This is a genomic window from Streptomyces sp. NPDC001415, assembly GCF_053597395.1.
The window spans coordinates 83,266-105,014 of sequence record NZ_JBSFIE010000028.1; the positions used below are offsets into that span (position 1 = coordinate 83,266).

The 21,749-nt window shown below is 71.4% G+C and carries 15 protein-coding genes and 1 tRNA gene; 14 read left to right on the plus strand and 2 right to left on the minus strand.

The features are described 5' to 3' along the window. Nucleotides 1-79 precede the first annotated feature (79 nt). The 9 genes from ACWC2B_RS29110 (at nucleotide 80) to ACWC2B_RS29150 (ending at nucleotide 12,663) form a co-directional block, all read left to right on the plus strand. Nucleotides 80-640, plus strand: a complete 561-nt coding sequence (locus ACWC2B_RS29110) for a YqgE/AlgH family protein (RefSeq protein WP_053727200.1) — start codon at nucleotides 80-82, stop codon at nucleotides 638-640. A 64-nt stretch (nucleotides 641-704) separates the two neighbouring features. Further along, nucleotides 705-992: a DUF3039 domain-containing protein gene (locus tag ACWC2B_RS29115; protein WP_450721706.1), complete on the plus strand. Its 288-nt coding sequence runs from the start codon at nucleotides 705-707 to the stop codon at nucleotides 990-992. Nucleotides 993-1,215: 223 nt separating this feature from the next. After that, nucleotides 1,216-2,541, plus strand: a complete 1,326-nt coding sequence (locus ACWC2B_RS29120) for an extracellular solute-binding protein (protein WP_450721708.1) — start codon at nucleotides 1,216-1,218, stop codon at nucleotides 2,539-2,541. A gap of 5 nt (nucleotides 2,542-2,546) precedes the next feature. Further along, complete coding sequence (locus tag ACWC2B_RS29125) at nucleotides 2,547-3,491, plus strand: carbohydrate ABC transporter permease (protein WP_450721710.1); 945 nt, start codon at nucleotides 2,547-2,549, stop codon at nucleotides 3,489-3,491. After that, entirely contained in the window at nucleotides 3,488-4,324 is an 837-nt protein-coding gene (locus tag ACWC2B_RS29130) for a carbohydrate ABC transporter permease (protein WP_450721712.1), read from the plus strand. Before ACWC2B_RS29125 ends, ACWC2B_RS29130 begins: the two co-directional genes overlap by 4 nt. 1,464 nt (nucleotides 4,325-5,788) lie before the next feature. After that, nucleotides 5,789-7,471: a beta-N-acetylhexosaminidase gene (locus ACWC2B_RS29135; protein WP_450721714.1), complete on the plus strand. Its 1,683-nt coding sequence runs from the start codon at nucleotides 5,789-5,791 to the stop codon at nucleotides 7,469-7,471. A 334-nt stretch (nucleotides 7,472-7,805) separates the two neighbouring features. Then, nucleotides 7,806-8,705, plus strand: a complete 900-nt coding sequence (locus ACWC2B_RS29140; protein ID WP_393136561.1) for an FAD binding domain-containing protein — start codon at nucleotides 7,806-7,808, stop codon at nucleotides 8,703-8,705. Next, nucleotides 8,702-10,348: a 2Fe-2S iron-sulfur cluster-binding protein gene (locus ACWC2B_RS29145; protein ID WP_450721717.1), complete on the plus strand. Its 1,647-nt coding sequence runs from the start codon at nucleotides 8,702-8,704 to the stop codon at nucleotides 10,346-10,348. The genes ACWC2B_RS29140 and ACWC2B_RS29145 overlap by 4 nt, the downstream gene beginning before the upstream one ends. Further along, on the plus strand, nucleotides 10,345-12,663 hold the full coding sequence (locus ACWC2B_RS29150) for a xanthine dehydrogenase family protein molybdopterin-binding subunit (protein ID WP_450721719.1): 2,319 nt from the start codon (nucleotides 10,345-10,347) through the stop codon (nucleotides 12,661-12,663). The genes ACWC2B_RS29145 and ACWC2B_RS29150 overlap by 4 nt, the downstream gene beginning before the upstream one ends. 64 nt (nucleotides 12,664-12,727) lie before the next feature. Here ACWC2B_RS29150 and ACWC2B_RS29155 read toward each other — a convergent pair whose 3' ends face one another. Continuing rightward, nucleotides 12,728-13,606: an N-acetyltransferase family protein gene (locus ACWC2B_RS29155; RefSeq protein ID WP_450721721.1), complete on the minus strand. Its 879-nt coding sequence runs from the start codon at nucleotides 13,604-13,606 to the stop codon at nucleotides 12,728-12,730. A 413-nt stretch (nucleotides 13,607-14,019) separates the two neighbouring features. Here ACWC2B_RS29155 and ACWC2B_RS29160 point away from each other — a divergent pair, with 413 nt between their 5' ends. The 3 genes from ACWC2B_RS29160 (at nucleotide 14,020) to ACWC2B_RS29170 (ending at nucleotide 17,479) form a co-directional block, all read left to right on the plus strand. Further along, nucleotides 14,020-14,379 carry a hypothetical protein gene (locus tag ACWC2B_RS29160; protein ID WP_450721723.1) on the plus strand — a complete coding sequence of 120 codons (360 nt, stop codon included), beginning with the start codon at nucleotides 14,020-14,022 and terminating at the stop codon, nucleotides 14,377-14,379. A gap of 143 nt (nucleotides 14,380-14,522) precedes the next feature. Next, on the plus strand, nucleotides 14,523-16,829 hold the full coding sequence (locus tag ACWC2B_RS29165) for a hypothetical protein (RefSeq protein ID WP_450721725.1): 2,307 nt from the start codon (nucleotides 14,523-14,525) through the stop codon (nucleotides 16,827-16,829). A gap of 209 nt (nucleotides 16,830-17,038) precedes the next feature. After that, nucleotides 17,039-17,479, plus strand: a complete 441-nt coding sequence (locus ACWC2B_RS29170) for a hypothetical protein (protein ID WP_450721727.1) — start codon at nucleotides 17,039-17,041, stop codon at nucleotides 17,477-17,479. Between the two features lie 6 nt (nucleotides 17,480-17,485). On the opposite strand, the gene ACWC2B_RS29175 is transcribed toward ACWC2B_RS29170, so the two are convergent. Beyond that, nucleotides 17,486-17,560 (minus strand) — tRNA-Cys (locus ACWC2B_RS29175). Between the two features lie 182 nt (nucleotides 17,561-17,742). Between ACWC2B_RS29175 and ACWC2B_RS29180 the strand changes: the two genes are divergently transcribed. After that, the gene (locus ACWC2B_RS29180; protein ID WP_450721732.1) at nucleotides 17,743-19,179 is read left to right on the plus strand and encodes an MFS transporter; all 1,437 of its coding nucleotides are present in this window, start codon (nucleotides 17,743-17,745) and stop codon (nucleotides 19,177-19,179) included. A gap of 483 nt (nucleotides 19,180-19,662) precedes the next feature. Next, nucleotides 19,663-21,447, plus strand: coding sequence for a DEAD/DEAH box helicase (locus ACWC2B_RS29185; RefSeq protein ID WP_189966194.1), 1,785 nt, complete (start codon nucleotides 19,663-19,665; stop codon nucleotides 21,445-21,447). Nucleotides 21,448-21,749: the final 302 nt, after the last annotated feature.

Sequence of the window (21,749 nt, forward strand, 5' to 3'; positions counted from 1 at the left end):
TCCGGGGGCGCACGAGGGAAGAGGTCCTCTTGCCGCCGTGCGCTCCCCCAATCAGCGCGTTATGCGGGATCATGTCCGCATGACCGAGGTGTCCTCGCTCACAGGGCGGCTGCTCGTCGCCACTCCGGCCCTTGCGGACCCGAACTTCGACCGCGCGGTGGTGCTGCTCCTCGACCACGACGAGGAGGGCACGCTCGGCGTGGTCCTGAACCGGCCGACCCCGGTGGGCGTCGGCGACATCCTGGAGTCCTGGGCGGGGCTTGCGGGCGAGCCCGGCGTGGTCTTCCAGGGCGGCCCGGTCTCGCTCGACTCGGCCCTCGGGGTCGCCGTCATCCCCGGCGACGAGGGCCCGCTCGGCTGGCGGCGGGTGTACGGGGCGATCGGCCTGGTCGACCTGGAGGCGCCGCCCGAACTGCTCGCCGCCGCCCTCGGCTCGCTGCGGATCTTCGCCGGGTACGCGGGCTGGGGCCCCGGCCAGCTGGAGGACGAGCTGACCGACGGCGCCTGGTACGTGGTCGAGTCGGAGCCCGGTGACGTCTCGTCCCCGGAACCCGAGAGCCTGTGGCGGGCGGTGCTGCGCCGCCAGCGCAGCGAGCTCGCGATGGTCGCCACCTATCCGGACGACCCCTCCCTCAACTGAGAGCCTGCCGCCCCCGGCGACGCGCTTCCACTCAATCCTGTTGCCTTCAGTACCCTTGGTGGTTATGAGCACTCTTGAGCCCGAGCGCGGGGCAGGTACGGGGACCCTCGTAGAGCCGACACCGCAGGTGTCGAACGGCGACGGCGACCACGAGCGCTTCGCCCACTACGTCCAGAAGGACAAGATCATGGCGAGCGTGCTCGACGGCACGCCCGTCGTCGCGCTCTGCGGCAAGGTCTGGGTGCCGGGGCGCGACCCGAAGAAGTACCCGGTCTGCCCGATGTGCAAGGAGATCTACGAGTCCATGGGCGCCGGTGGCGACAAGGACAAGGGCGGCAAGGACAAGAAGTAGCCGTAGCCAAGAAGTAGCCCCGGACGAGCGGGTGGTCCGGGACGAGGCGGCCCCAACGGCCCTCGGGGTGTGCGTGACGCACACCCCGAGGGCCGTTTTGTGTGTGCCGGGTTGTCCAGACCTCTTGCCCGGGGCTTTGCCCCCGCCATAACCTCCTCCCTGTTGTGCAGTATGCGAAACGCTCGTTGCGTATGTTGCAACAGTCATGGGGAGGACCTCTGCCGTGAAGCCCACTGCCCGAACCGCCCGAACCGCCCGAGCCGCTCTGACCGCCCTGCCACTGGCGGCACTTGCCCTCGCCGGCCTGGCCGCCTGCGCCCCGGGGACGTCCGACAACAGCGCGAGGAGCGACGACAGGAGCGGGACCCTGCGGGTCTGGCTCTTCCAGGAGGTGAGCAACGGGCCCAAGCGGCAGGTGGTGGACAAGGCCGTGGCCGCCTTCAAACAGGCGCACAACGGCGCCGACGTGCAGGTCGAGTACATACCCGTCGACACCCGCGCCCAGAAGATCAAGGCCGCCTTCAACGACCCCTCCTCCGCGCCCGACCTGATCGAGTACGGCAACACCGACACGGCCGGCTACGTGAAGGACGGCGGACTCGCCGACGTGAGCGCCGAGTTCGCGGCCTGGCCCGAGGCGAAGGACACCGATCCGACGGCGAAGCAGTCCGTCACGGTGGGCGGAAAGGTCTACGGCGCCCCGCTGTTCGTGGGCGTGCGCGCCCTCTACTACCGGACCGACGTCCTCAAGGACCTCGGCCTCGCCGTGCCCAAGACCCAGGACGAGCTGATCGCGACCGCGAAGAAGATCCACCAGGCGAAGCCCGACCTGTACGGGCTCGCGGTGGGCGGCGCCTACACGTACGGCGCGCTGCCGTTCCTCTGGGCCAACGGTGGTGAACTGGCCACAGAGAACGGCGGGAAATACACCTCGGCGATCGACAGCGAGGCCTCCCGCAAGGGCATCGCGGCCTACACCTCGCTCTTCGGCGACGCCAACTGTCCCGCCGCCAAGTGCGCGCAGATGGGCGGCAACGCCACCGTCACCGCCTTCGCGAACGGCAAGGCGGCCATGATGATCGGCGGCGACTTCAACCACGCCGCCGTCGAGGCGGGCACCGTCAAGGGCAAGTACGCGGTCGTGCCGCTGCCGGGCCTCGCGCCGGGATCGGTCGCCCCGGCCTTCGCCGGCGGCAACAACATCGGCGTACTGAAGAGCAGTTCGCACCGCACGCTCGCGGTCGGCCTCATGGAGCGGCTCGCCGGCAAGGCCACCCAGCGCGAGCTGTTCGACGCGATGGGCTTCCTGCCGACGTACACGGACGTACGGGCGGACGTCGCGAAGAAGCAGCCGTTCGTCGAGCCGTTCGTGCGCACCCTGGCGTCCGGCGCCAAGTCCGTTCCCGTATCGCCCGGTTGGGGCAGGATCGACTCCTCGCTCGTGCTTCCGACCATGTTCCAGGAAATCGTCAGCGGCAAGAAGGACGTCGCGAAGGCCTCGGCGGACGCGGCGAAGAAGATGAACGACGTGTTCGGGGCGGCGGGTTGAGCCCCGTGACCGCCACCCGGAACGCGGTACGGGCGCCCGTGGCGAAGCCGACGCCGGGCCGCCGCTCGCACCGGCAGGCGACCTGGACCCCCTGGTTGTACCTGGCCCCCGCGCTCGCCGTTCTCGGCGCGCTCCTCGTCTACCCGATCTGCCAACTCGGCCTGATCTCCTTCCTGGAGTACACCCAGGCCCAGGTCAGCGGGGGTGAGCCGACCAGCTTCCAGGGCTTCGGGAACTACTCCGCACTCTTCTCGGACGGCCAGTTCTGGTCGGTGCTGCTCGCCACCGTCGTCTTCGCGGCGGCCTGTGTCCTGAGCACCCTCACTGTGGGATGCGCGCTCGCCGTGCTGCTCACGCGGGTACGGGCGCTACCCCGGCTCGCGCTCATGCTGGCCGCGCTCGGCGCGTGGGCGACGCCCGCGATCACCGGCTCGACCGTGTGGATGTTCCTCTTCGACCCCGACTTCGGCCCCGTCAACCGGGTCCTGGGCCTGGGCGACCACTCGTGGACGTACGGCCGCTACAGCGCGTTCCTGCTGGTACTCCTCGAAGTGGTGTGGTGCTCCTTCCCGTTCGTGATGGTCACGGTGTACGCCGGGATCCGGGCGATCCCGGGCGAAGTCCTGGAGGCGGCCGCGCTCGACGGGGCCTCGCAGTGGCGGATCTGGCGGTCCGTCATGGTCCCGATGCTGCGGCCCATCCTCACGGTCGTCACGATCCAGTCCGTCATCTGGGACTTCAAGGTCTTCACGCAGATCTACGTCATGACGAACGGCGGCGGGATCGCGGGCCAGAACCTGGTCCTGAACGTGTACGCATACCAGAAGGCGTTCGCGTCCTCGCAGTACAGCCTCGGCTCGGCGATCGGCGTGGTGATGCTGCTGATCCTGCTCGCGGCGACGCTGGTGTATCTGCGGGTGCTGCGGGGGCGGGGGGAGGAGGAGCTGTGAGTCCCGTACGTGTCCGCCGTCCCGGCCGGTTGGCTGCCGAGGGGATCGCGCTGGTGGCGGCCGTGGTGGTCGCCTTCCCCCTGTACTGGATGGTGCTCTCCGCCTTCAAACCGGCGGGGGAGGTGCAGTCGGCGCATCCCAGACCCTGGACGCTTTCGCCCTCCCTCGACTCCTTCCGCCGCGTCTTCACACAGCAGGACTTCGGGCGGTACTTCCTCAACAGCCTCATGGTGGCGGGCTCGGTGGTGCTGCTCTCGGCCCTGATCGCCTTCCTGGCGGCGACGGCCGTGACGCGCTTCCGCTTCAAGTTCCGCACCACGCTGCTGATCATGTTCCTGGTGGCGCAGATGGTGCCGGTCGAGGCGCTGACGATCCCGCTGTTCTTCTGGATGCGGGACCTGGGGCAGCTCAACACGCTGGGCTCGTTGATCCTGCCGCACCTGGCCTTCTCACTGCCCTTCGCGATCTGGATGCTGCGGGGATTCGTGAAGGGGGTGCCGGTCGCCCTGGAGGAGGCGGCGGCGCTGGACGGGGCGAGCCGCACGCGGTTTCTCTGGCAGGTCTTGTTTCCGCTGGTCTTTCCTGGGCTGGTCGCGACCAGCGTGTTCTCGTTCATCTCCGCGTGGAACGACTTCCTGTTCGCGAAGTCGTTCATCATCAGCGACACCTCGCAGTCCACGCTGCCGATGGCGCTGCTCGTCTTCTTCAAGCCGGACGAGAACGACTGGGGCGGAATCATGGCGGCGTCCACGGTGATGACGCTGCCGGTGCTTGTGTTCTTCGTGCTGGTGCAGCGGCGGTTGGTGTCGGGGGTGGGGGGTGCGGTCAAGTGAGCGGACCCCGGCCGCTCCCACGGGGGTGGCCGGCCTCGATCCGCTCGGGGCCTCGCCGCTCCTGCGGGGTGGTCCGCCGCGATCCCTGGGGGGTACGGCCCTGGGGCCCCGGAGTTCGGGGTGCGGGGGGTGGCCGGCCGGGACTGTTTGCCCACCCGCCCGCCCGTTGCTCGGGGTTGACCGGCCCGGGCCTTCCGGGGGCTCCGCCCCAGACCCCGGCGGGTTTTGCCCACCCGCCCGCCCGTTGCTCGGCGTTGGCCGGCTCGGGCCTTTCCGGGGCTCCGCCCCAGACCCCGGTGGGCTTTGCCCACCCGCCCACCCGATACCCAGCGTTGGCCGGCCTGGGCTCCTGGGGCTCCGCCCCAGACCCCGAGGACGCTTGCCCACCCACCCGGCCCGTGCAGCGGGTTGGAGGGTCCGGCCCCCGGGGCTGCGCCCCGGACCCCCTGTGGGGCTCCGCCCCTCGAATCCCGACGGGGGCTCTGCCCCCCTGCGCCCCGTTCGGGGCTGTGCCCCAGGCCTTCAGGGGGTTTGCCCGCCTGCCTGGCTTGTGTGGCGGGTTGGGGGGTTCGGTCCGTGGGGGTGTGCCCCGGGCCCGCTGTGGGGTTCTGTCCCTCGAACCCCACAGCGGGTCGGTGCGCCCCCTGCGCCCCGTTCGGGGCTCTGCCCCCCTGCGCCCCGTTCGGGGCTCTGCCCCCCTGCGCCCCGTTCGGGGGTGTGCCCCAGACCCTCAGGGGGCTTGCCCACCCGCACAGCCCGTGCAGCGGGTTGGAGGATTCGGCCCTCGGCGGTGTGCCCCAGACCCCCTTGTGTGGTTCCGCCCCTCGAACCCCGGCGGGGGGTGCGCCCCCTGCACCCCGTTCGGGGCTCTGCCCCCTTGGGCCCCTACGGGCCTCCGGCCCCCGCACCCCTCCGGGGCTTCCTCCCGGCCCCAGCTGGGCTCCGCCCCCTTGGATCCCGGCCCTCTGCACCCCCGTTCGGGGCTCCGTCCCGGACGGGCTGCGGATGCTCCTGCGGGCCGGCACCGGCCCTGCACCAGTACTGCCGGGCGCGCGGGGAACTGCGCGAGCAACCACGAACGAGCCTCGACCGAAGGCGGGTTTGGGCGCGCGGGGAACTGCGCGATCAGCCATGCACGGCCCCTGGGTCAGCCATGCGCGGCCCCCGGATCAGCCATCTGCACGGTTCCGCGGACCAGCCACGCGCGGTTCCGCGGACCAACCCGAAGGAGCCAACCCGAAGGGGTCAACCGAAGGGGCCGACCGAAGGCGGCAGCCCGAGGGGGCCCGGGGCGCAGCTCGGGGGAACGTGCCTCCACCCACCTTGCCCCCGGAGGGTCTAGGGAAGGGGCGGGGTGGGGCAAAACAAACACCGCAGCACCACATCGCCCGAACCACCCCCGAACCACCCCCGAATCACCCCCGAACCACCCCCGAACCACCCCGAACGAAAGGAACCCCCCTGATGGACATCAACAGCCTCATCCCCGCCCCCAGCACCTTGCACACCGCCCCCACCTCCCCGCACACCGCCCACGAACCCCCCACCCGCCGCCCCCTCGCCCCCCACACCACCCTCCACACCACCCCCGGCACAGAACCCCTCGCCGCCCTCCTGCGAGGGACGATCGGTGCCGCCACCGGGCTGGCGCTCCCCGACGGTGCCGCCGGGCAGGACCGCATCGTGCTGCGGATCAGCCCTGAGGTCGCGGGGCGGCACGGCCCCGAGGGGTACCGGCTCTCCACCGACGGCTCCGTCGACGACGTCGCCGTACTCATCGAGGGCGGCAGCGCGGCAGGTGTGTTCCGGGGGATGCAGACGTTCCGTCAGTTGCTGGGCGCCGAGGCCTTCCGGCGGGCCCCGCTGGAAGGCGCCCGGCGCTGGGACCTCCCCGAGGTCACCGTCGAGGACGGGCCCCGCTTCGCCTGGCGCGGCCTCATGCTCGACGTCTCGCGGCACTTCATGCCGAAGGACGGCGTGCTGCGCTACCTCGACCTCATCGCCGCCCACAAGCTCAACGTCTTCCACTTCCACCTCACCGACGACCAGGGGTGGCGGATCGAGATCAAGCGCTATCCCCGGCTCACGGAGGTCGGGGCGTGGCGCTCGCGCACCAAGTGGGGGCATCGCGCATCGCCCCTGTGGGACGAGAAGCCGCACGGGGGCTACTACACCCAGGACGACATCCGCGAGATCGTCGCGTACGCCGCCGAGCGGCATATCCGCGTCGTCCCCGAGATCGACATCCCGGGGCACTCGCAGGCCGCCATCGCCGCGTACCCCGAACTCGGCAACACCGACGTCATCGACACCGCCTCCCTCTCCGTCTGGGACACCTGGGGCGTCAATCCGAACGTACTCGCCCCCACTGACAACACCCTCCGCTTCTACGAAGGGGTGCTGGAGGAGGTGCTGGATCTCTTCCCCGAGGACGTCTCGCCGTTCATTCACATCGGCGGGGACGAGTGCCCCAAGGAGCAGTGGCAGAAGTCGGACCTCGTACAGGAGCGGATCCGTGAGCTCGGGCTCGCGGGTGAGAACGAGCTCCAGTCCTGGCTCATCCGGCACTTCGACAGCTGGCTCGGCGCGCGCGGGCGCCGGCTCATCGGCTGGGACGAGATCCTGGAGGGCGGCCTCGCGCCCGGCGCCGCCGTCTCCTCCTGGCGCGGCTACGGCGCCGGTATCGCGGCCGCCGAGGCCGGGCACGACGTCGTGATGTGCCCGGAGCAGCACGTCTACCTGGACCACCGCCAGGCCGCCGGCGAGGACGAGCCGATGCCCATCGGATACGTACGCACCCTTGAGGACGTCTACCGGTTCGAGCCCGTGCCGCCGCAGCTCGGCCCCGAGGCCGCCGCCCACGTTCTCGGCACCCAGGCCAATGTGTGGACCGAGGTGATGGAGAACCAGTCCCGCGTCGACTACCAGGTGTTCCCCCGGCTCGCCGCCTTCGCCGAGGTGGCCTGGAGTTCCCTGCCCGCCCCCGCCGACCGCGACTTCGCCGATTTCGAACGGCGAATGGCGGCCCATTACAAGCGACTTGACGCACTCGGCGTCGATTACCGTCCGCCCACCGGCCCGTTGCCGTGGCAGCAGCGCCCAGGTGTGCTCGGACGCCCGATCGAGGGGGCGCCCCCAAACAGGTGAGCCCGAGCTCAAGAGGATGCCCGGCGGTCGTGTCCCTGGGAGCGTGACCCCAGGTCACGGCCGCCCCGGCCCTGACCAGCTGCGAGGAAGACCGCTGTGAAGAACACCCGGCGTGCGGAATCAGGCGTACCGCATAAGTCGTACAAGGCTTTCCAAACCGGAACATTCCCCAGGTCGGGGACGGAAGCGTGCTTCGTGGACCCTCCCGTCGGCCGGTCCGGAAGATGTGCCAGAGTTGCCACGTCCGGGCTGTGAGCACGTACGGTACGGCCATCAGCAGGTGGCCACAGACGGCACAGTCGTACGGCCGGGACACCGGGAAGGGGCAGCTGGGTTGACCACGCACGCACCGCAGGCGGCGCAGTCCGTGACGCTGCCTGCCTCACTGGACGAGGCCGTGGCGGCGCTCGCGGCCATGCCTGCCGCCGTGCCCGTAGCGGGCGGCACCGATCTGATGGCGGCCGTGAACCGGGGCCTCCTGCGCCCGGCCGGCCTGGTCGGACTCGGCCGGATCAACGAGATCCGCGGCTGGCAGTACCAGGACGGCCACGCCCTGCTCGGCGCCGGCCTCACCCACGCCCGCATGGGGCGCCCGGACTTCGCGGCGCTCATTCCGGCGCTCGCCGCGGCCGCGCGCGCCGCAGGCCCCCCGCAGATCCGCAACGCGGGCACCCTCGGCGGCAACATCGCCTCCGCCGCGCCGACCGGCGACGCACTGCCCGTGCTCGCCGCGCTCGAAGCCACCCTCGTCATCGCGGGCCCCGACGGCGCCCGGCGTGAAATTCCCGTGTCGCACCTGCTGGCCGGCCGGGACATGCTCGCCCCGGCCGAGTTGATCGGTTATGTCCGGGTGCCGCTGCTGCACGCTCCCCAAGTTTTCCTCAAGGCCACCGGGCGCACCGGGCCCGGCCGCGCCACCGCCTCGGTCGCGGTCGTCCTGGACCCGGCCCGGCGCGGGGTGCGCTGCGCGGTCGGCGCCATCGCGCCGATGCCGCTGCGCCCCCTGGAGGCCGAGCGCTGGATCGCCTCGCTCATCGACTGGGACGGCGAGCGCGCGGCGCTGGCCCCGGAGGCGCTCGGCGCGTTCGGCGAGTACGTGGCCGCCGCCTGCATCCCGGACCCGGCGCCACCCGCGGACGGCTCACCGCCGCCGCCCCTCTCGCCGGCCGTACTGCATCTGCGGCGCACCGTCGCCGCGTTGGCCCGACGAGCACTGGGGAGGGCGCTGTCGTGACCGACCGGAACAACGAGCGCGAACACGAGCACGAGCACGGCTACGGTCAGGTGCCCCGCCACGGCGGCTGGGAGCCGGTTCCGCACGGCGGCGAGTACGAGCCCGACGCCACGGCGTTCGTCCAGCTGCCCCCGGACATGGACATGATGGGCGCCCCGCTGGCGGCCCCCGGCCACGGCTACGTACCGCCGATGATCGTGCCGCTCACCCCGGCCGCCGCGACGGACCCGGGCGCGACCGGCGTCTGGCGCATCCCGACCGAGCCGACCGGGCGGCCCGCGCCCGACACCGACCCCGCGTCCGGTGCGCAGACCGTGGTGTGGCCGGAGCCCGCCGCGCCCGCCCCCTCGCCCGCAACCCCGTCGGAGCCCGCCCACGACCCGGCCGCCACCGCCCAGTGGAACTTCGCCGACGAGCCCTCCCTCGCGGGCACCGGCCAGTGGAACATTCCCGTCGCCGAGGGTGAACTCCCCGAAGAATCGGGCGAGTTCACCACCTCCTCGCTGATCGAGCAGTGGGGCTCGACCCCGCCCGCCACCCTCCCCGGCGGCGCGCCCGCCCCCTGGGCGAACCAGCTCCCGGATGCCCGGCCCGAGCCCCAGCCGGATGCCCGGCCCGAGGCTCGGCCCGAGGCGCAGGAGCTCGCGCCGGAGGCCCAGGCGGCCGGCATCCCGGATGCGCGGGACGTATCGGAAGTACGGGACGTATCGGGTGCTGCCGGCCCGGCGAACGGCGCCGCCCCGGAGTCGCAGCCGCAGCCGGAAGCCGAAGCGCCGCTCGCGTCCGAGCCGCTTCCGGAGGCCGCCGCCGAAGCCGTTCCCGGGGCCGAGGGGCCCGGAGCGGCCGTAACACCCGGGTCGGCTGAACCGCCCCAAGCGCCCCAAGCGCCAGAATCGGCCGAACACCCCGAGCCCAAGCCCGGAGCCGAGCCCCAGCCCGGAGCCGACTCCGAGTCCGAGGCCGCGCCCGACGCCACCGTCGAACCCGGGATCGCCACCGGCTCCGACGCCGACTCCGGCTCGGACGCCGAGCCCGTCGTCGTGTCCGCGCCCGCCCCCGACCTGGAACACCCCCGCGCCTCCTACGTCCTGCGCGTCAACGGCGCCGACCGGCCGGTCACCGAGGCCTGGGTCGGGGAGTCGCTGCTGTACGTGCTGCGTGAGCGGCTCGGGCTCGCCGGGGCCAAGGACGGGTGCTCGCAGGGCGAGTGCGGGGCCTGCAACGTCCAGGTGGACGGGCGGCTCGTCGCCTCCTGCCTGGTGCCCGCGGCGACCACGGCCGGCAGCGAGGTCCGTACCGTCGAGGGGCTCGCCACCGGCGGCGAACCCTCCGACGTACAGCGGGCGCTCGCCGAGAGCGGCGCCGTGCAGTGCGGCTTCTGCATCCCCGGCATGGCCATGACCGTGCACGACCTGCTCGAAGGCAACCACGCCCCCACCGAGCTCGAAACCCGCCAGGCGCTCTGCGGCAACCTGTGCCGCTGCTCCGGCTATCGTGGCGTGCTCGACGCGGTGAAGGACGTCGTGGCGGGCCGGGAGGCGGCCGGGGCGGCCCACGCCGAAGAGGCCCGCATTCCGCACCAGGCACCCCCCGGGGCCGGCAGTGCCAAGCCCCAGCACACGCACGACGGAGGCATGGCGTGAGCAACGACGCAGCCACCGCGACGGTCGACGGCGCCACCCCGGTGGCGGGGCCGGAGCAGCAGGCTCCCGCGCACGGGATCGGCGCCTCGCTCGCCCCGGTCGACGCCCGGGCCAAGGCCGAGGGCACCTTCCCCTACGCGGCCGACCTGTGGGCCGAGGGCCTGCTGTGGGCGGCCGTGCTGCGAGCCCCGCATGCGTACGCCCGCATCGTCTCCATCGACACCTCGGCCGCCGTCGGCATGCCGGGCGTACGGGCCGTGGTGACCCACGCCGACGTGCCGGGCGACCCGTCGTTCGGCCGCCGCATCGCCGACCGCCCCGTCTTCGCGGCCGAGTTCGTACGCCACCACGGCGAGCCCATCGCCGCCGTGGCCGCCGACCACCCGGACACCGCGCGCCTCGCGGCCGCCGCGATCGCGGTCGAGTACGAGGTGCTCGAACCGATCACCGACCCGGAGAAGGCGTTCGCGGCGGAACCGCTGCACCCCGACGGCAACCTGATCCGGCACATCCCGCTCCAGTACGGCGACCCCGAGGTGACCGGCGAGGTCGTGGTCGAGGGTCTGTACCGGATCGGCCGCCAGGACCCGGCCCCGATCGGCGCCGAAGCCGGCCTCGCGGTGCCCCGGCCCGACGGCGGCGTCGAGCTGTACACCGCGTCCACCGACCCGCACAGCGACCGCGATCTGGCCGCCGCCTGCTTCGGCCTTGAGCCGGACCGGGTGAAGGTCGTCGTCACCGGCGTGCCCGGCGCGACCGGCGACCGCGAGGACCTCGGCTTCCAACTCCCGCTGGGGCTCCTGGCGTTGAAGACGGGTTGCCCGGTCAAGCTGACCGCGACCCGTGAGGAGTCCTTCCTCGGGCACGCCCACCGCCACCCGACGCTGCTCCGCTACCGCCACCACGCGGACGCCGAGGGCCGCCTCGTCAAGGTCGAGGCGCAGATCCTCCTCGACGCGGGCGCCTACGCCGAGGCCTCCTCCGAATCCCTTGCCGCGGCCGTCGCGTTCGCGTGCGGCCCGTACGTCGTGCCGCACGCCTTCGTCGAGGGCTGGGCGGTGCGAACCAACAACCCGCCGTCCGGGCACGTCCGGGGTGAGGGCGCCATGCAGGTGTGCGCGGCGTACGAGGGTCAAATGGACAAGCTGGCAACGAAGTTGGGCATCGACCCGGCCGAGCTGCGCATGCGCAACGTCCTCGCCACCGGCGACCTGCTCCCCACCGGCCAGACCGTCACCTGCCCCGCCCCCGTGGCCGAACTCCTCGCAGCCGTACGGGACTTCCCGCTCCCGGTCCTGCCCAAGGACGCTCCCGAGGACGACTGGCTGCTGCCGGGCGGCCCCGAGGGCGCGGGTGATCCGGACGCGGTGCGGCGCGGCGTCGGCTACGCGCTCGGCATGGTCCACATGCTCGGCGCGGAGGGCACCGACGAGGTCTCCACTGCCACCGTCAAGGTCCAGGACGGCGTCGCGACGGTCATCTGCGCGGCCGTCGAGACCGGCCAGGGCTTCACCACCCTGGCCCGCCAGATCGTCCAGGAGACCCTGGGCATCGACGAGGTCCACGTCGCCCCCGTCGACACCGACCAGCCCCCGGCGGGCCCCGCCACCCACGGCCGCCACACCTGGGTGTCCGGCGGCGCGGTGGAACGCGCCGCCAAGATGGTCCGCACCCAACTGCTCCAGCCCCTGGCGCACAAGTTCGGCATGTCCACGGAACTGCTCCAGATCGCGGACGGCAAGATCACGTCGTACGACGGTGTCCTGTCGACCACGGTGACGGAGGCGATGGACGGCAAGGAACTCTGGGCCACCGCCCAGTGCCGCCCGCACCCCACCGAGCCGCTCGACGAGACGGGCCAGGGCGACGCGTTCGTGGGCCTCGCGTTCTGCGCGATCCGCGCGGTGGTGGACGTGGACATCGAACTCGGCTCGGTCCGGGTCGTGGAACTCGCCGTGGCCCAGGACGTCGGCCGCATCCTCAACCCCCGCCAGCTCGCGGCCCGTATCGAGGCCGGGGTCACGCAGGGCGTGGGCGCGGCCCTGACCGAGAACCTCCGTACGGTACGCGGCCAGATCCGCCATCCCGACCTCACGGGCTACGCCCTGCCGACCGCGCTCGACGCCCCCGACATCCGCATCGTGAAACTGGTCGAGGAGCGGGACGTGGTCGCGCCCTTCGGCGCGAAGGCCGCGAGCGCCGTCCCGGTGGTCACCTCCCCGGCCGCGATCGCCTCCGCGGTCCGCGCCGCGACCGGCCGCCCGGTCAACCGCCTCCCGATCCGGCCGCAGGCGGCGGTGGTCCAGCAGGGCTAGGGCCTTTGTGAAGTACTGACGGGCCGGACCAGGCGATGCCCGGGTCCGGCCCGTCCGTTCGTCCCTACAGGTCGAGCTGGTACTGGAGTGTCGTGTGCGTGGGCACGTAACCGAGGCTGTCGCTGATGTGTCTCATGTGCGTGTTGCTGTCGGCGGTGTCGGTCAGGAGGCCGCCGAGGTCCGGGTAGCGCTCGCGGGCTTGGCGGATCGACTCGGCCTTCATCCATCGGCCGAGGCCGTGTCCGCGGTGCTCGGGCAGCACGCCGGTGCCGTAGTGCTGGGCGTCGCCCTTGCCGCTGCCGGGGACGACGAGTTCGGTGAACCCGGCGATCGAGCCGTCGTGGGCATCGATGGCGACGACGGTGTGCAGCAGGTCGCCGCGCTGTTCGACGGCCTTCGCCGCGGCCCGGACCCGGTCCACGTCCCAGGCCACGGTGCCGAAGTCGGTGTCTTCCATGGGCATGTCGTCCATGGCGCGGCGTGAGTCGGCGAAGGTCTGGGCGAGGGCGTCGGGGACGGTCCCCTGCCATGACGTCATCCGGTAGCCGGGACGCGGACGCTCGATGATCTCGGCGAGAACGGTGGTGTCCACGTCGGCCAGTGACAAGCGGGCGAACCTCAAGGTGAGCACCTTGCGGAAGCCGCGGGCCTGCAGAAAGCGGTCGCCGGGAGATCCGGCCTCGGCCTGCGCGCTGACGCAGCGTCGGGCGTTGTCCCGGGCGGCGGCCACAGCCGTCTTGAGGAGCCGGGAGCCGACGCCCTCGCGGCGCTCCACGGGGTGGACGTGGAGGGTCAGTTCGGCCAGGTGCTCCTGTCCGCCGTCGAACAGGCGCAGAAAGGCCGTCCCGACGGGGATGGAATCGGCGTCGGACGCCAGCCATGCAAGGCGTCGGCTGTGCGCCCCGTGAGCGGGGTCGGTCAGTGGGGTGATGTGCAGCGACAAGGTGTCTCCGTCGTGAGGAGGTGGCAAAGGGCAGTACGCGGGCTCAACTGCTGGGCACTCCTGCGCATGTGCTCCACACCTCCTCGTTGACGGCGCCGGTCCGGTACGAGATGGACGGCTGGGTGAACTTAGCTGGCCGATCGGTTCCTCGGCAAAGGATTAAAAGGGGTCGACTCAAGGCAGGTAGGCGCCGCTGTTGCTCCGGGAGCCGAACGCCTTGTCCGCCCGCACCTTGTCCGCCCGGCCTTGTCAGGCCGGGTGCGGGGACGCCCTGTTTGCGGGGTGATGCCCGGGACATGAGTGCGGACGCGCTTTCACCCCTGAGCGCCTGCTGACACCAGATTCGCGGAGCCCCCTCCCGTACGCTGACGGCAAAGAATCCGTAATTCGCGCGTGTGGAACGGGAGTTGGGGATGGCGTCAGGGGTGGCAGCGCAGGGTTCGGGCGGCGGGGATCTCGTAGCGCATGCCGATGATCTCGGGCTGATCGGCTCGGACGCGTACAAGCTGTACGACGCATTCCGGCGCGACGGGGACCACGCGAGGGCAGCCACCTTCGAGGCGGCGCGGGCGCTCAGCGCGGACAACTTCACCAGCGGGGCCGCCCTGATGAAGGTCCACGACACCTGGCAGAGCCAGTACACGACGTTCCGCGACGCCTGCGCGCAGATCGCGAACCACCTCGACTACTCGACCGCCCAGCACGCGAAGGACGACGCGCGCGTGCGGGGATCCCTGGCGGCGGTGTCGGTCATCAGCGGCTACATCAACTAGCAGGTGGGAATCGGTAGTTGACGGCGGTCAGGGGGGAGCGGGGTGAGGTGCCGGAGGGGCCGGGGGAGTCGTAGGGGGTTGAGGTCTTGGACATGGAGCAGAGCAGTAGTTGTCGAGGTGCCGGACAGGGAGCGGAGCTGTAGTTGCTGAAGTACGCGGACGTGCTGAACGCGCCGGTCGGCAAGCTCAAAACAGCGGTGGACGACTGGTCGGACATGGCGATCCGGCTGAAGAAGCTGTCCGCCGAGGCCCACGACGGGATGCGGGTGCATGCCGAGACGGCCAGGTGGGCCGGGGTGAACGCGGGGGTCACCCGCGAGTTCATCCGCAAGACGGTGAAGGAGTTCGCGGACGCCGAGAAGGAGGCCGAGGGTGTGCACCGGCTCCTCCTTGAGGCGTACACGGAGTTCAAGAAGGCGAAGGACGGGCTGCAGGCCATCCTCGACGGCGCGTGGCAGAGCGGCATCGCGGTGGACGCGAAGGGCCGGGTCGCCGCCCGCCACCCGGTCGCGGACGATGTCGCGAAGCGGCACGACCCCCAGTACGCGGGACTCGCGAAGGACCTGAAGGCCGAGCAGGCGAACGTGGCCGCATGGCAGCGCAAGGTGGACGCGCTGATCGCCGGGTGCGACGCGGCGGACGAGTCGCTGCGCCTCGCCCTGACGGCGAACGTCCCGCACGAACACGATTTCACCGCGCCGCGGTTCGCCTCCCTGGACGACGAGGAGGCCGCGCGGGCGGTGGACCTGGCCAAGCGGGTCACGGGCGAGGGCGGCACGGCCCGCAACGTGGCGGAGCTCAAGCGGCTCCAGACGCTGCTGGACGCGAACGCCCACGACCCCGAGTTCTCGACCGCCTTCTACCGGCGCCTCGGCGCGCAGGGAACGCTGGAGTTCTACACCCGGCTCTCCCTCGACGCGACGGCCCTCGGCCCGGCGGGCCTGGACCGGGTCGCGATGGTCCGCCACGTGCAGGACGACCTGGGCCCGATGCTGGGCCTCGCCACGAACCCGCACACCGCGGGCCACCTGCCGTCCTACTGGACGACCGACCTGATGCGGGCGGGCCGCCGGCCGATCGACGTCGGGGGCTTCGCGGGCGCGGCCACGCAGGTGTACGGGTACCAGGCCCTTGGCGCGCTGCTGCGGCACGGCACGTACGACAAGGAGTTCCTGCTGCCGGTCGCCCGCGACATGGTGGGCTTCGAGCACCAGAATCCGAAGGTGTTCGAGCGGGGTGTACCCCAGGTCGCCGACATGAGGTTCAACCTCGACCCGTCGGGCGGCCGGGGCTTCGACCCCCTGACCGGCTTGATGTCGGCGCTGTCCAACAACCCGGACTCGTCCTCCCAGTTCTTCAACGAGCCCGTCCGGGCGGACAGCGACGGCAACGGTCTGGTGACAGCGGACGACGCGGCCGTCCGAGCCCCCGGGGGCGGCCAACTCAGCATGGTCGACCACCTCCTGGACAAGCCCCCCACGGACGACCGATACGACACCCTCCCCGGCGACCGCACCCCGTACCAGTCCGCCCTGGGCAACGCCCTGGAGGCAGCCGTCACGGGCCGCGTCCCGGGCGACGGCGCGGCGAAGCCGGTGGAGCACACGGCGGCGATGGCGAGCGTGATGGAAAAGGTCGTCGCGAAGATCGGCGCGGATCCGTCTTTGATCCTGGGCGAGGATGACGCGCCGGGGAAGCTGGGGGGGCTTTCGGGGAACTTTGGGGATATGGCTGCGGAGTATATGGCTGATATGCAGGCGAGAGTGGAGAATGGGGCGGACCAGGCTAAACCCTTCGGGGTTCTGGCCAAGTTCGCCGACGCCGGCCAAGTGGCCCACTTTCTGGGGGCCGTGGCCCAGGACCCCGATGCGTACGGCGCGATCACGAACGCCCAGCAGGCGTATACGACGCTGCTGGTACGAGACGTGTTCGCCCACCCGGAGAACCACGGATCCGACGTAGGTGAGGCCATTCGGAACGCGGTCTACCCGGGGGGAGAGATCGCGGGAATCATGACCCAGGCGCGAGTCGAGGCGATTTACGAGAAGCATTCGGCTGCGGATTCCGAGTTCAACGCCGCTGTCGAGAACAACGTCGAATGGACGAACCGCATCATCGACGCGGTCGGTGCTAAATACGTGGAGATGATCCCGGTCGGAGGAGACGCCGTGGATTGGCTGAAGGAGGAAATTACCAAGTCCGCCGTCGAGAACGCCCATCAGGACTCATCAGGCGTGGCAGCTCAAGAGGCGGCGACCGCGTATTCGCAGGCCGAGGAGAAGGTGAAGCGATCCGCGGCGGACGCCGTGTCGACCGCAGGCAGGAGCGCGGGTGCCGCAGGGCATGACCTCCAGGAGTACAGGGGGACGGCTTCCACCGGCGCCGCCGCTGGTCATGTGGCAGGCCGGGGCTTCATGGCCAGTTCGACGGCCAGCGGTGCGGGGAAGTGACCCGTCGCCGGTGGGGCTCGCGTTCCGCGGGCCGTGCCCGCGGAGGCAGGAGGAGCAGGAGGGCGTCGATTTCGCTCGCTGTCGCGCTGATCGCGATACCGGCGCTCGGTGGATGCTCAGACAGTTCGAAGGAGGGCGACCACGTCAGGCCCTCGCTGCCGCCGAAGGTCTGCTGGCGAGCGTTCGACGGGACCTCGGTGCTCCCTCTGTTGCCAAAGGCTGAGGATCCGAACGCGGAGATCAAGGGTGACGCGGTCTTCGACCTCTACGGGCGCTTCAAGTCTGCGGGATGCCAGATCGATGTCGATGGAGAGTCCCGGTTCGCCGCCTGGGGAGACCGCTCGTGGTCCGACGGCGGCGATCTGGAGAAGCACGTCTGGAGCTCGTTGACACCGCTTGAGCCCACGCCCATCGCGGCGGGCGAGAAGGGCATCGTCTACCGCGGCGGCGCCAGGGCTTACTTCCGCTGCGAGCGCCCCGACCTGCCGCCATCACCGCGCAATGTCTCTCCGGCGGAGGTCAAGATTGTCGAGCTGGGCCTGAGCGCAAACAGCGCACCCCGCACGCAGCACGTGAAAGACGTGCTCACCACCCTGATGCAGCAGTACGTCCAGTTCGCCAAACGGGAGCTCAAGTGTCGCAATGGATAGGGCTGTTGGAGGCCGTGGCGGGAATCGAACCCGCGTAACTCGCTTTGCAGGCGAGCCCCTCAACCACTCGGGCACACGGCCGTGTGCTGGTGCGTTGACATGACCGTAGGGGGCCGCGCGGGGGATGGGGAAGGGCAGCCGGTGGGGTGCAACGGGACTGCCATGCGGCGTTCATGTTGGGGCGGGGACTACGACTATTTACGTAGCCGTAGTCCCGTCCTTTGACACGGGTCGGGGCGCGGTACGCCTCTTACTGTGGGCGGATGAGCGCCCTTGAATCGTCCGATGCCCGTGCGGGCACCCCCGTGGCCGAGCTCCCCGCCGGGGGAATTCTCGGGCGGGAGCACCGCGCGCTGAGCTTCGGGATCCTCGCCGTCGTGCTGCTCGTCGCCTTCGAGGCGACCGCCGTGGGTACGGCCATGCCCGTCGCGGCGCGGGAGCTCGACGGGGTGTCGCTGTACGCGTTCGCCTTCTCCGCGTACTTCACGACGAGCCTGTTCGGGATGGTCGTCGCGGGGCAGTGGGCCGACCGGCGCGGGCCGCTCGGGGCGCTCGGTGTCGGGATGTCGGGGTTCGCGGCGGGGCTGCTGCTGTCCGGGACGGCGCTGAACATGTGGACGTTCATCGCGGGGCGGGCCGTGCAGGGGCTCGGCGGGGGACTGGTGATCGTCGCGCTGTACGTCGTGATCGGGCGGGCCTACCCCGCGCGGCTCCAGCCGGCGATCATGGCGGCGTTCGCGGCGGGCTGGGTGGTGCCCTCGGTGGTCGGGCCGCTCCTGGCGGGGACGGCCACCGAACAGCTCGGCTGGCGCTGGGTGTTCATCGGGATTCCGGTGCTCGTGGTGTTCCCGCTGGCGCTCGCGCTGCCCGCGACGCGGCGGATGGCGTCGGGGCCGGCCGATCCGTCGGCGCCCGTCGAGCCCTTCGACCGGCGCCGGATCAAGCTGGCGCTGGGGATCTCGGTCGGGGCCGGGCTGCTGCAGTACGCGGGACAGGAACTGAGGTGGCTGTCCGTGCTGCCGTTCGTGGCGGGCGTGGCCCTGCTCGCGCCGGCGGTCGCGGGACGGCGCGCCCTGCTGCCGCACGGCACCTGGCGGGCTGCGCGCGGGCTGCCCTCGGTGGTGCTGCTGCGCGGGGTGGCGGCGGGGTCGTTCATCGCGGCGGAGTCGTTCGTGCCGCTCATGCTCGTCACCCAGCGCGGTCTCACCCCGACGATGGCCGGTCTCTCGCTGGCCGTCGGCGGGGCGACCTGGGCGCTGGGCTCGTACGTACAGGCCCGGCCGCGGATGGAGGCGCACCGGGAGCGGCTGATGGTGGCCGGGATGGTGCTCGTGGCCCTCGCGATCGTGGCCGCGCCGAGCGTGCTCGTCACGGCGGTGCCGGTGTGGGTGGTCGGCGTCGCGTGGGGCGTGGGCTGCTTCGGCATGGGCGTGGTGATCGCCTCGACGAGTGTGCTGCTCCTGAAGCTGTCGGCCCCGCAGGAGGCGGGCGCGAACTCCGCCGCCCTCCAGATCTCGGACGGCCTGTCCAACGTGCTGCTGCTCGCGGCGGGCGGGGCGGGGTTCGCCGCGCTGGGTGGGGGTGCGGTGTCCGATGCGGCCTCGGTCTCCCACCCGGGGGCGTTCCTGGTGGTGTTCCTGCCGATGGGGGTGGTGGCGTTGGGCGGGGCGTTCGTCGCGGGGCGGGTGCGGGGGAGTTGAGCCCCCACCCCACCCCTTCCCGCCGCAACACTCCGCGGCTCCGCCGTGCGACCCCGCGCATACGGGTGGACGGGTGGGCGGACCCCGCCGGGGGCTGGGGCGGAGCCCCGGCACCTCCTGTGACCCCGCTCTCACCCCCGCCCCGCCGGGAGGCGATCCGCCGGGGGCCGCCGGCCCGCGCCGGTAAGGTGGCCCGGTTGTCGTACGTAAGAGCCTGTGTCTGAACCCCGCCCGGGCCCGTGACGTCTGGCACGCACGCTCGCCGCGTTGCCGAAACGCCCTAGTAGCTCCGCTACGAGGACGCTCCGGCGCCTTGCGATCGCACGCACCAGACGCCCCGGCCTGATCCGGGCGGGGTTCAGACACAGGCTCTAAGAGCCGGTCCCCGAACCACGCTCGGGCACCTGCTCAGAAGCCAGCTCCCCCGGGGCCCGCCCCGGATGCCCCTGACCCCGTACAACCGAGAGCCCCGAACCGGAGACCGTGACTACTACCGCCTCCCACCACCTCTCACCCGCCTTCCCCGGCCGCGCCCCCTGGGGCACCGCCAACAAGCTGCGTGCCTGGCAGCAGGGTGCCCTGGAGAGGTATGTCCAGGAGCAGCCGCGCGACTTCCTCGCCGTCGCGACGCCCGGCGCCGGCAAGACGACGTTCGCGCTGACGCTCGCGTCGTGGCTGCTGCACCACCACGTCGTCCAGCAGATCACCGTCGTCGCACCGACCGAGCACCTCAAGAAGCAGTGGGCGGACGCGGCGGCCCGCGTCGGCATCAAGCTCGACCCGGACTACAGCGCAGGCCCGCTGAGCCGCGAGTACCACGGGGTCGCCGTCACCTACGCCGGTGTCGGCGTGCGTCCCATGCTGCACCGCAACCGCTGCGAGCAGCGCAAGACCCTGGTGATTCTGGACGAGATCCACCACGCCGGGGACAGCAAGTCGTGGGGTGAGGCATGTCTTGAGGCCTTCGATCCCGCTACCCGACGGCTCGCGCTCACCGGTACGCCCTTCCGGTCCGACACCAACCCCATCCCCTTCGTGACGTACGAGGAGGGGAACGACGGCATCCGGCGGTCCTCCGCCGACTACACGTACGGATACGGCAACGCGCTCGCCGACGGTGTCGTGCGGCCCGTCATATTCATGAGCTACAGCGGCAACATGCGCTGGCGCACCAAGGCCGGTGACGAGATCGCCGCCCGGCTCGGCGAGCCCATGACCAAGGACGCCATCTCGCAGGCCTGGCGCACCGCGCTCGACCCGCGCGGCGACTGGATGCCCAATGTGCTGCGGGCCGCCGACCAGCGGCTGACCGAAGTCAGGAAGGCGATCCCGGACGCCGGGGCGCTCGTCATCGCCTCCGATCAGGACTCCGCCCGCGCCTACGCCAAGCTGATCCGCGAGATCACCGGCACCAAGGCCACCGTCGTGCTCTCCGACGACACCGGCGCCTCCAAGCGGATCGACGAGTTCAGCGAGGGCGACTCCCGGTGGATGGTCGCCGTCCGCATGGTGTCCGAGGGCGTCGACGTGCCGCGCCTGGCCGTCGGCGTGTATGCCACCACCATTTCCACCCCCCTCTTCTTCGCCCAGGCCGTCGGCCGTTTCGTGCGTTCGCGGCGACGCGGTGAGACCGCTTCCGTTTTCCTCCCCACCATTCCGATGCTCCTCGGCTTCGCCAACGAGATGGAGGTCGAGCGCGACCACGTACTCGACAAGCCGAAGAAGGACGGCGAGGAAGAAGACCCGTACGCCGAGTCCGAACAGGAAATGGACGACGCGAACAAGCAGCAGGACGAGGACACCGGGGACGACATGCTCCCCTTCGAGGCCCTCGAATCCGATGCGGTCTTCGACCGGGTCATGTACAACGGCGCCGAATTCGGCATGCAGGCCCACCCGGGAAGCGAGGAGGAGCAGGACTATCTCGGGATTCCCGGGCTCCTCGAACCCGACCAGGTGCAGATGCTGCTGCAGAAGCGGCAGGCCCGGCAGATCGCGCACAGCCGCCAGAAGCCGGCCGAGCAGGCCGATCTGCTCGAAATGCCCGCCGAGCGGCGCCCCGTCGTCTCGCACAAGGAACTGCTGGAACTGCGCAAGTCGCTGAACACGATGGTCGGCGCGTACGTCCACCAGAGCGGCAAGCCGCACGGCGTCATCCACACCGAGCTGCGCCGGGTGTGCGGCGGGCCGCCGAGCGCGGAGGCCACGGCAGGCCAGCTCCGCGAGCGGATCAAGAAGGTCCAGGAGTGGGCCACCCGCATGAAGTAGCGGGCCCGTACGGCGAACGGGGCCCGGCATGCGCTGCCGGGCCCCGCTCGTTCCCCCGCTTGATCCCATGGGTACGGGATGGCCCCGAGGACCCCACTACGGGATGAGCCCGAGGACCGGCCCCCACGGACGCCCCTCGAACGACTGCCACAGTAATGTCCCGGTAAATCCATTCCGGCCGCCCAAGGTCCTCCCTCAGACGGACTTAGAGCGTGTCTCATGTGGCGATTTTTGCGAGCTTCTTGTAGCAGGTCAGGGCAGCTGCGAGGCCGAGGAAGGCGAGGAAGTGGGAGCCCTTTCGT

Coding starts and splice junctions, on each gene's coding strand:
- ACWC2B_RS29110 (WP_053727200.1), top strand. CDS start 80: ATGACCGAGGTGTCCTCGCTCACAGGGCGGCTGCTCGTCGCCACTCCG.
- ACWC2B_RS29115 (WP_450721706.1), top strand. CDS start 705: ATGAGCACTCTTGAGCCCGAGCGCGGGGCAGGTACGGGGACCCTCGTA.
- ACWC2B_RS29135 (WP_450721714.1), top strand. CDS start 5,789: ATGGACATCAACAGCCTCATCCCCGCCCCCAGCACCTTGCACACCGCC.
- ACWC2B_RS29160 (WP_450721723.1), top strand. CDS start 14,020: ATGGCGTCAGGGGTGGCAGCGCAGGGTTCGGGCGGCGGGGATCTCGTA.
- ACWC2B_RS29180 (WP_450721732.1), top strand. CDS start 17,743: ATGAGCGCCCTTGAATCGTCCGATGCCCGTGCGGGCACCCCCGTGGCC.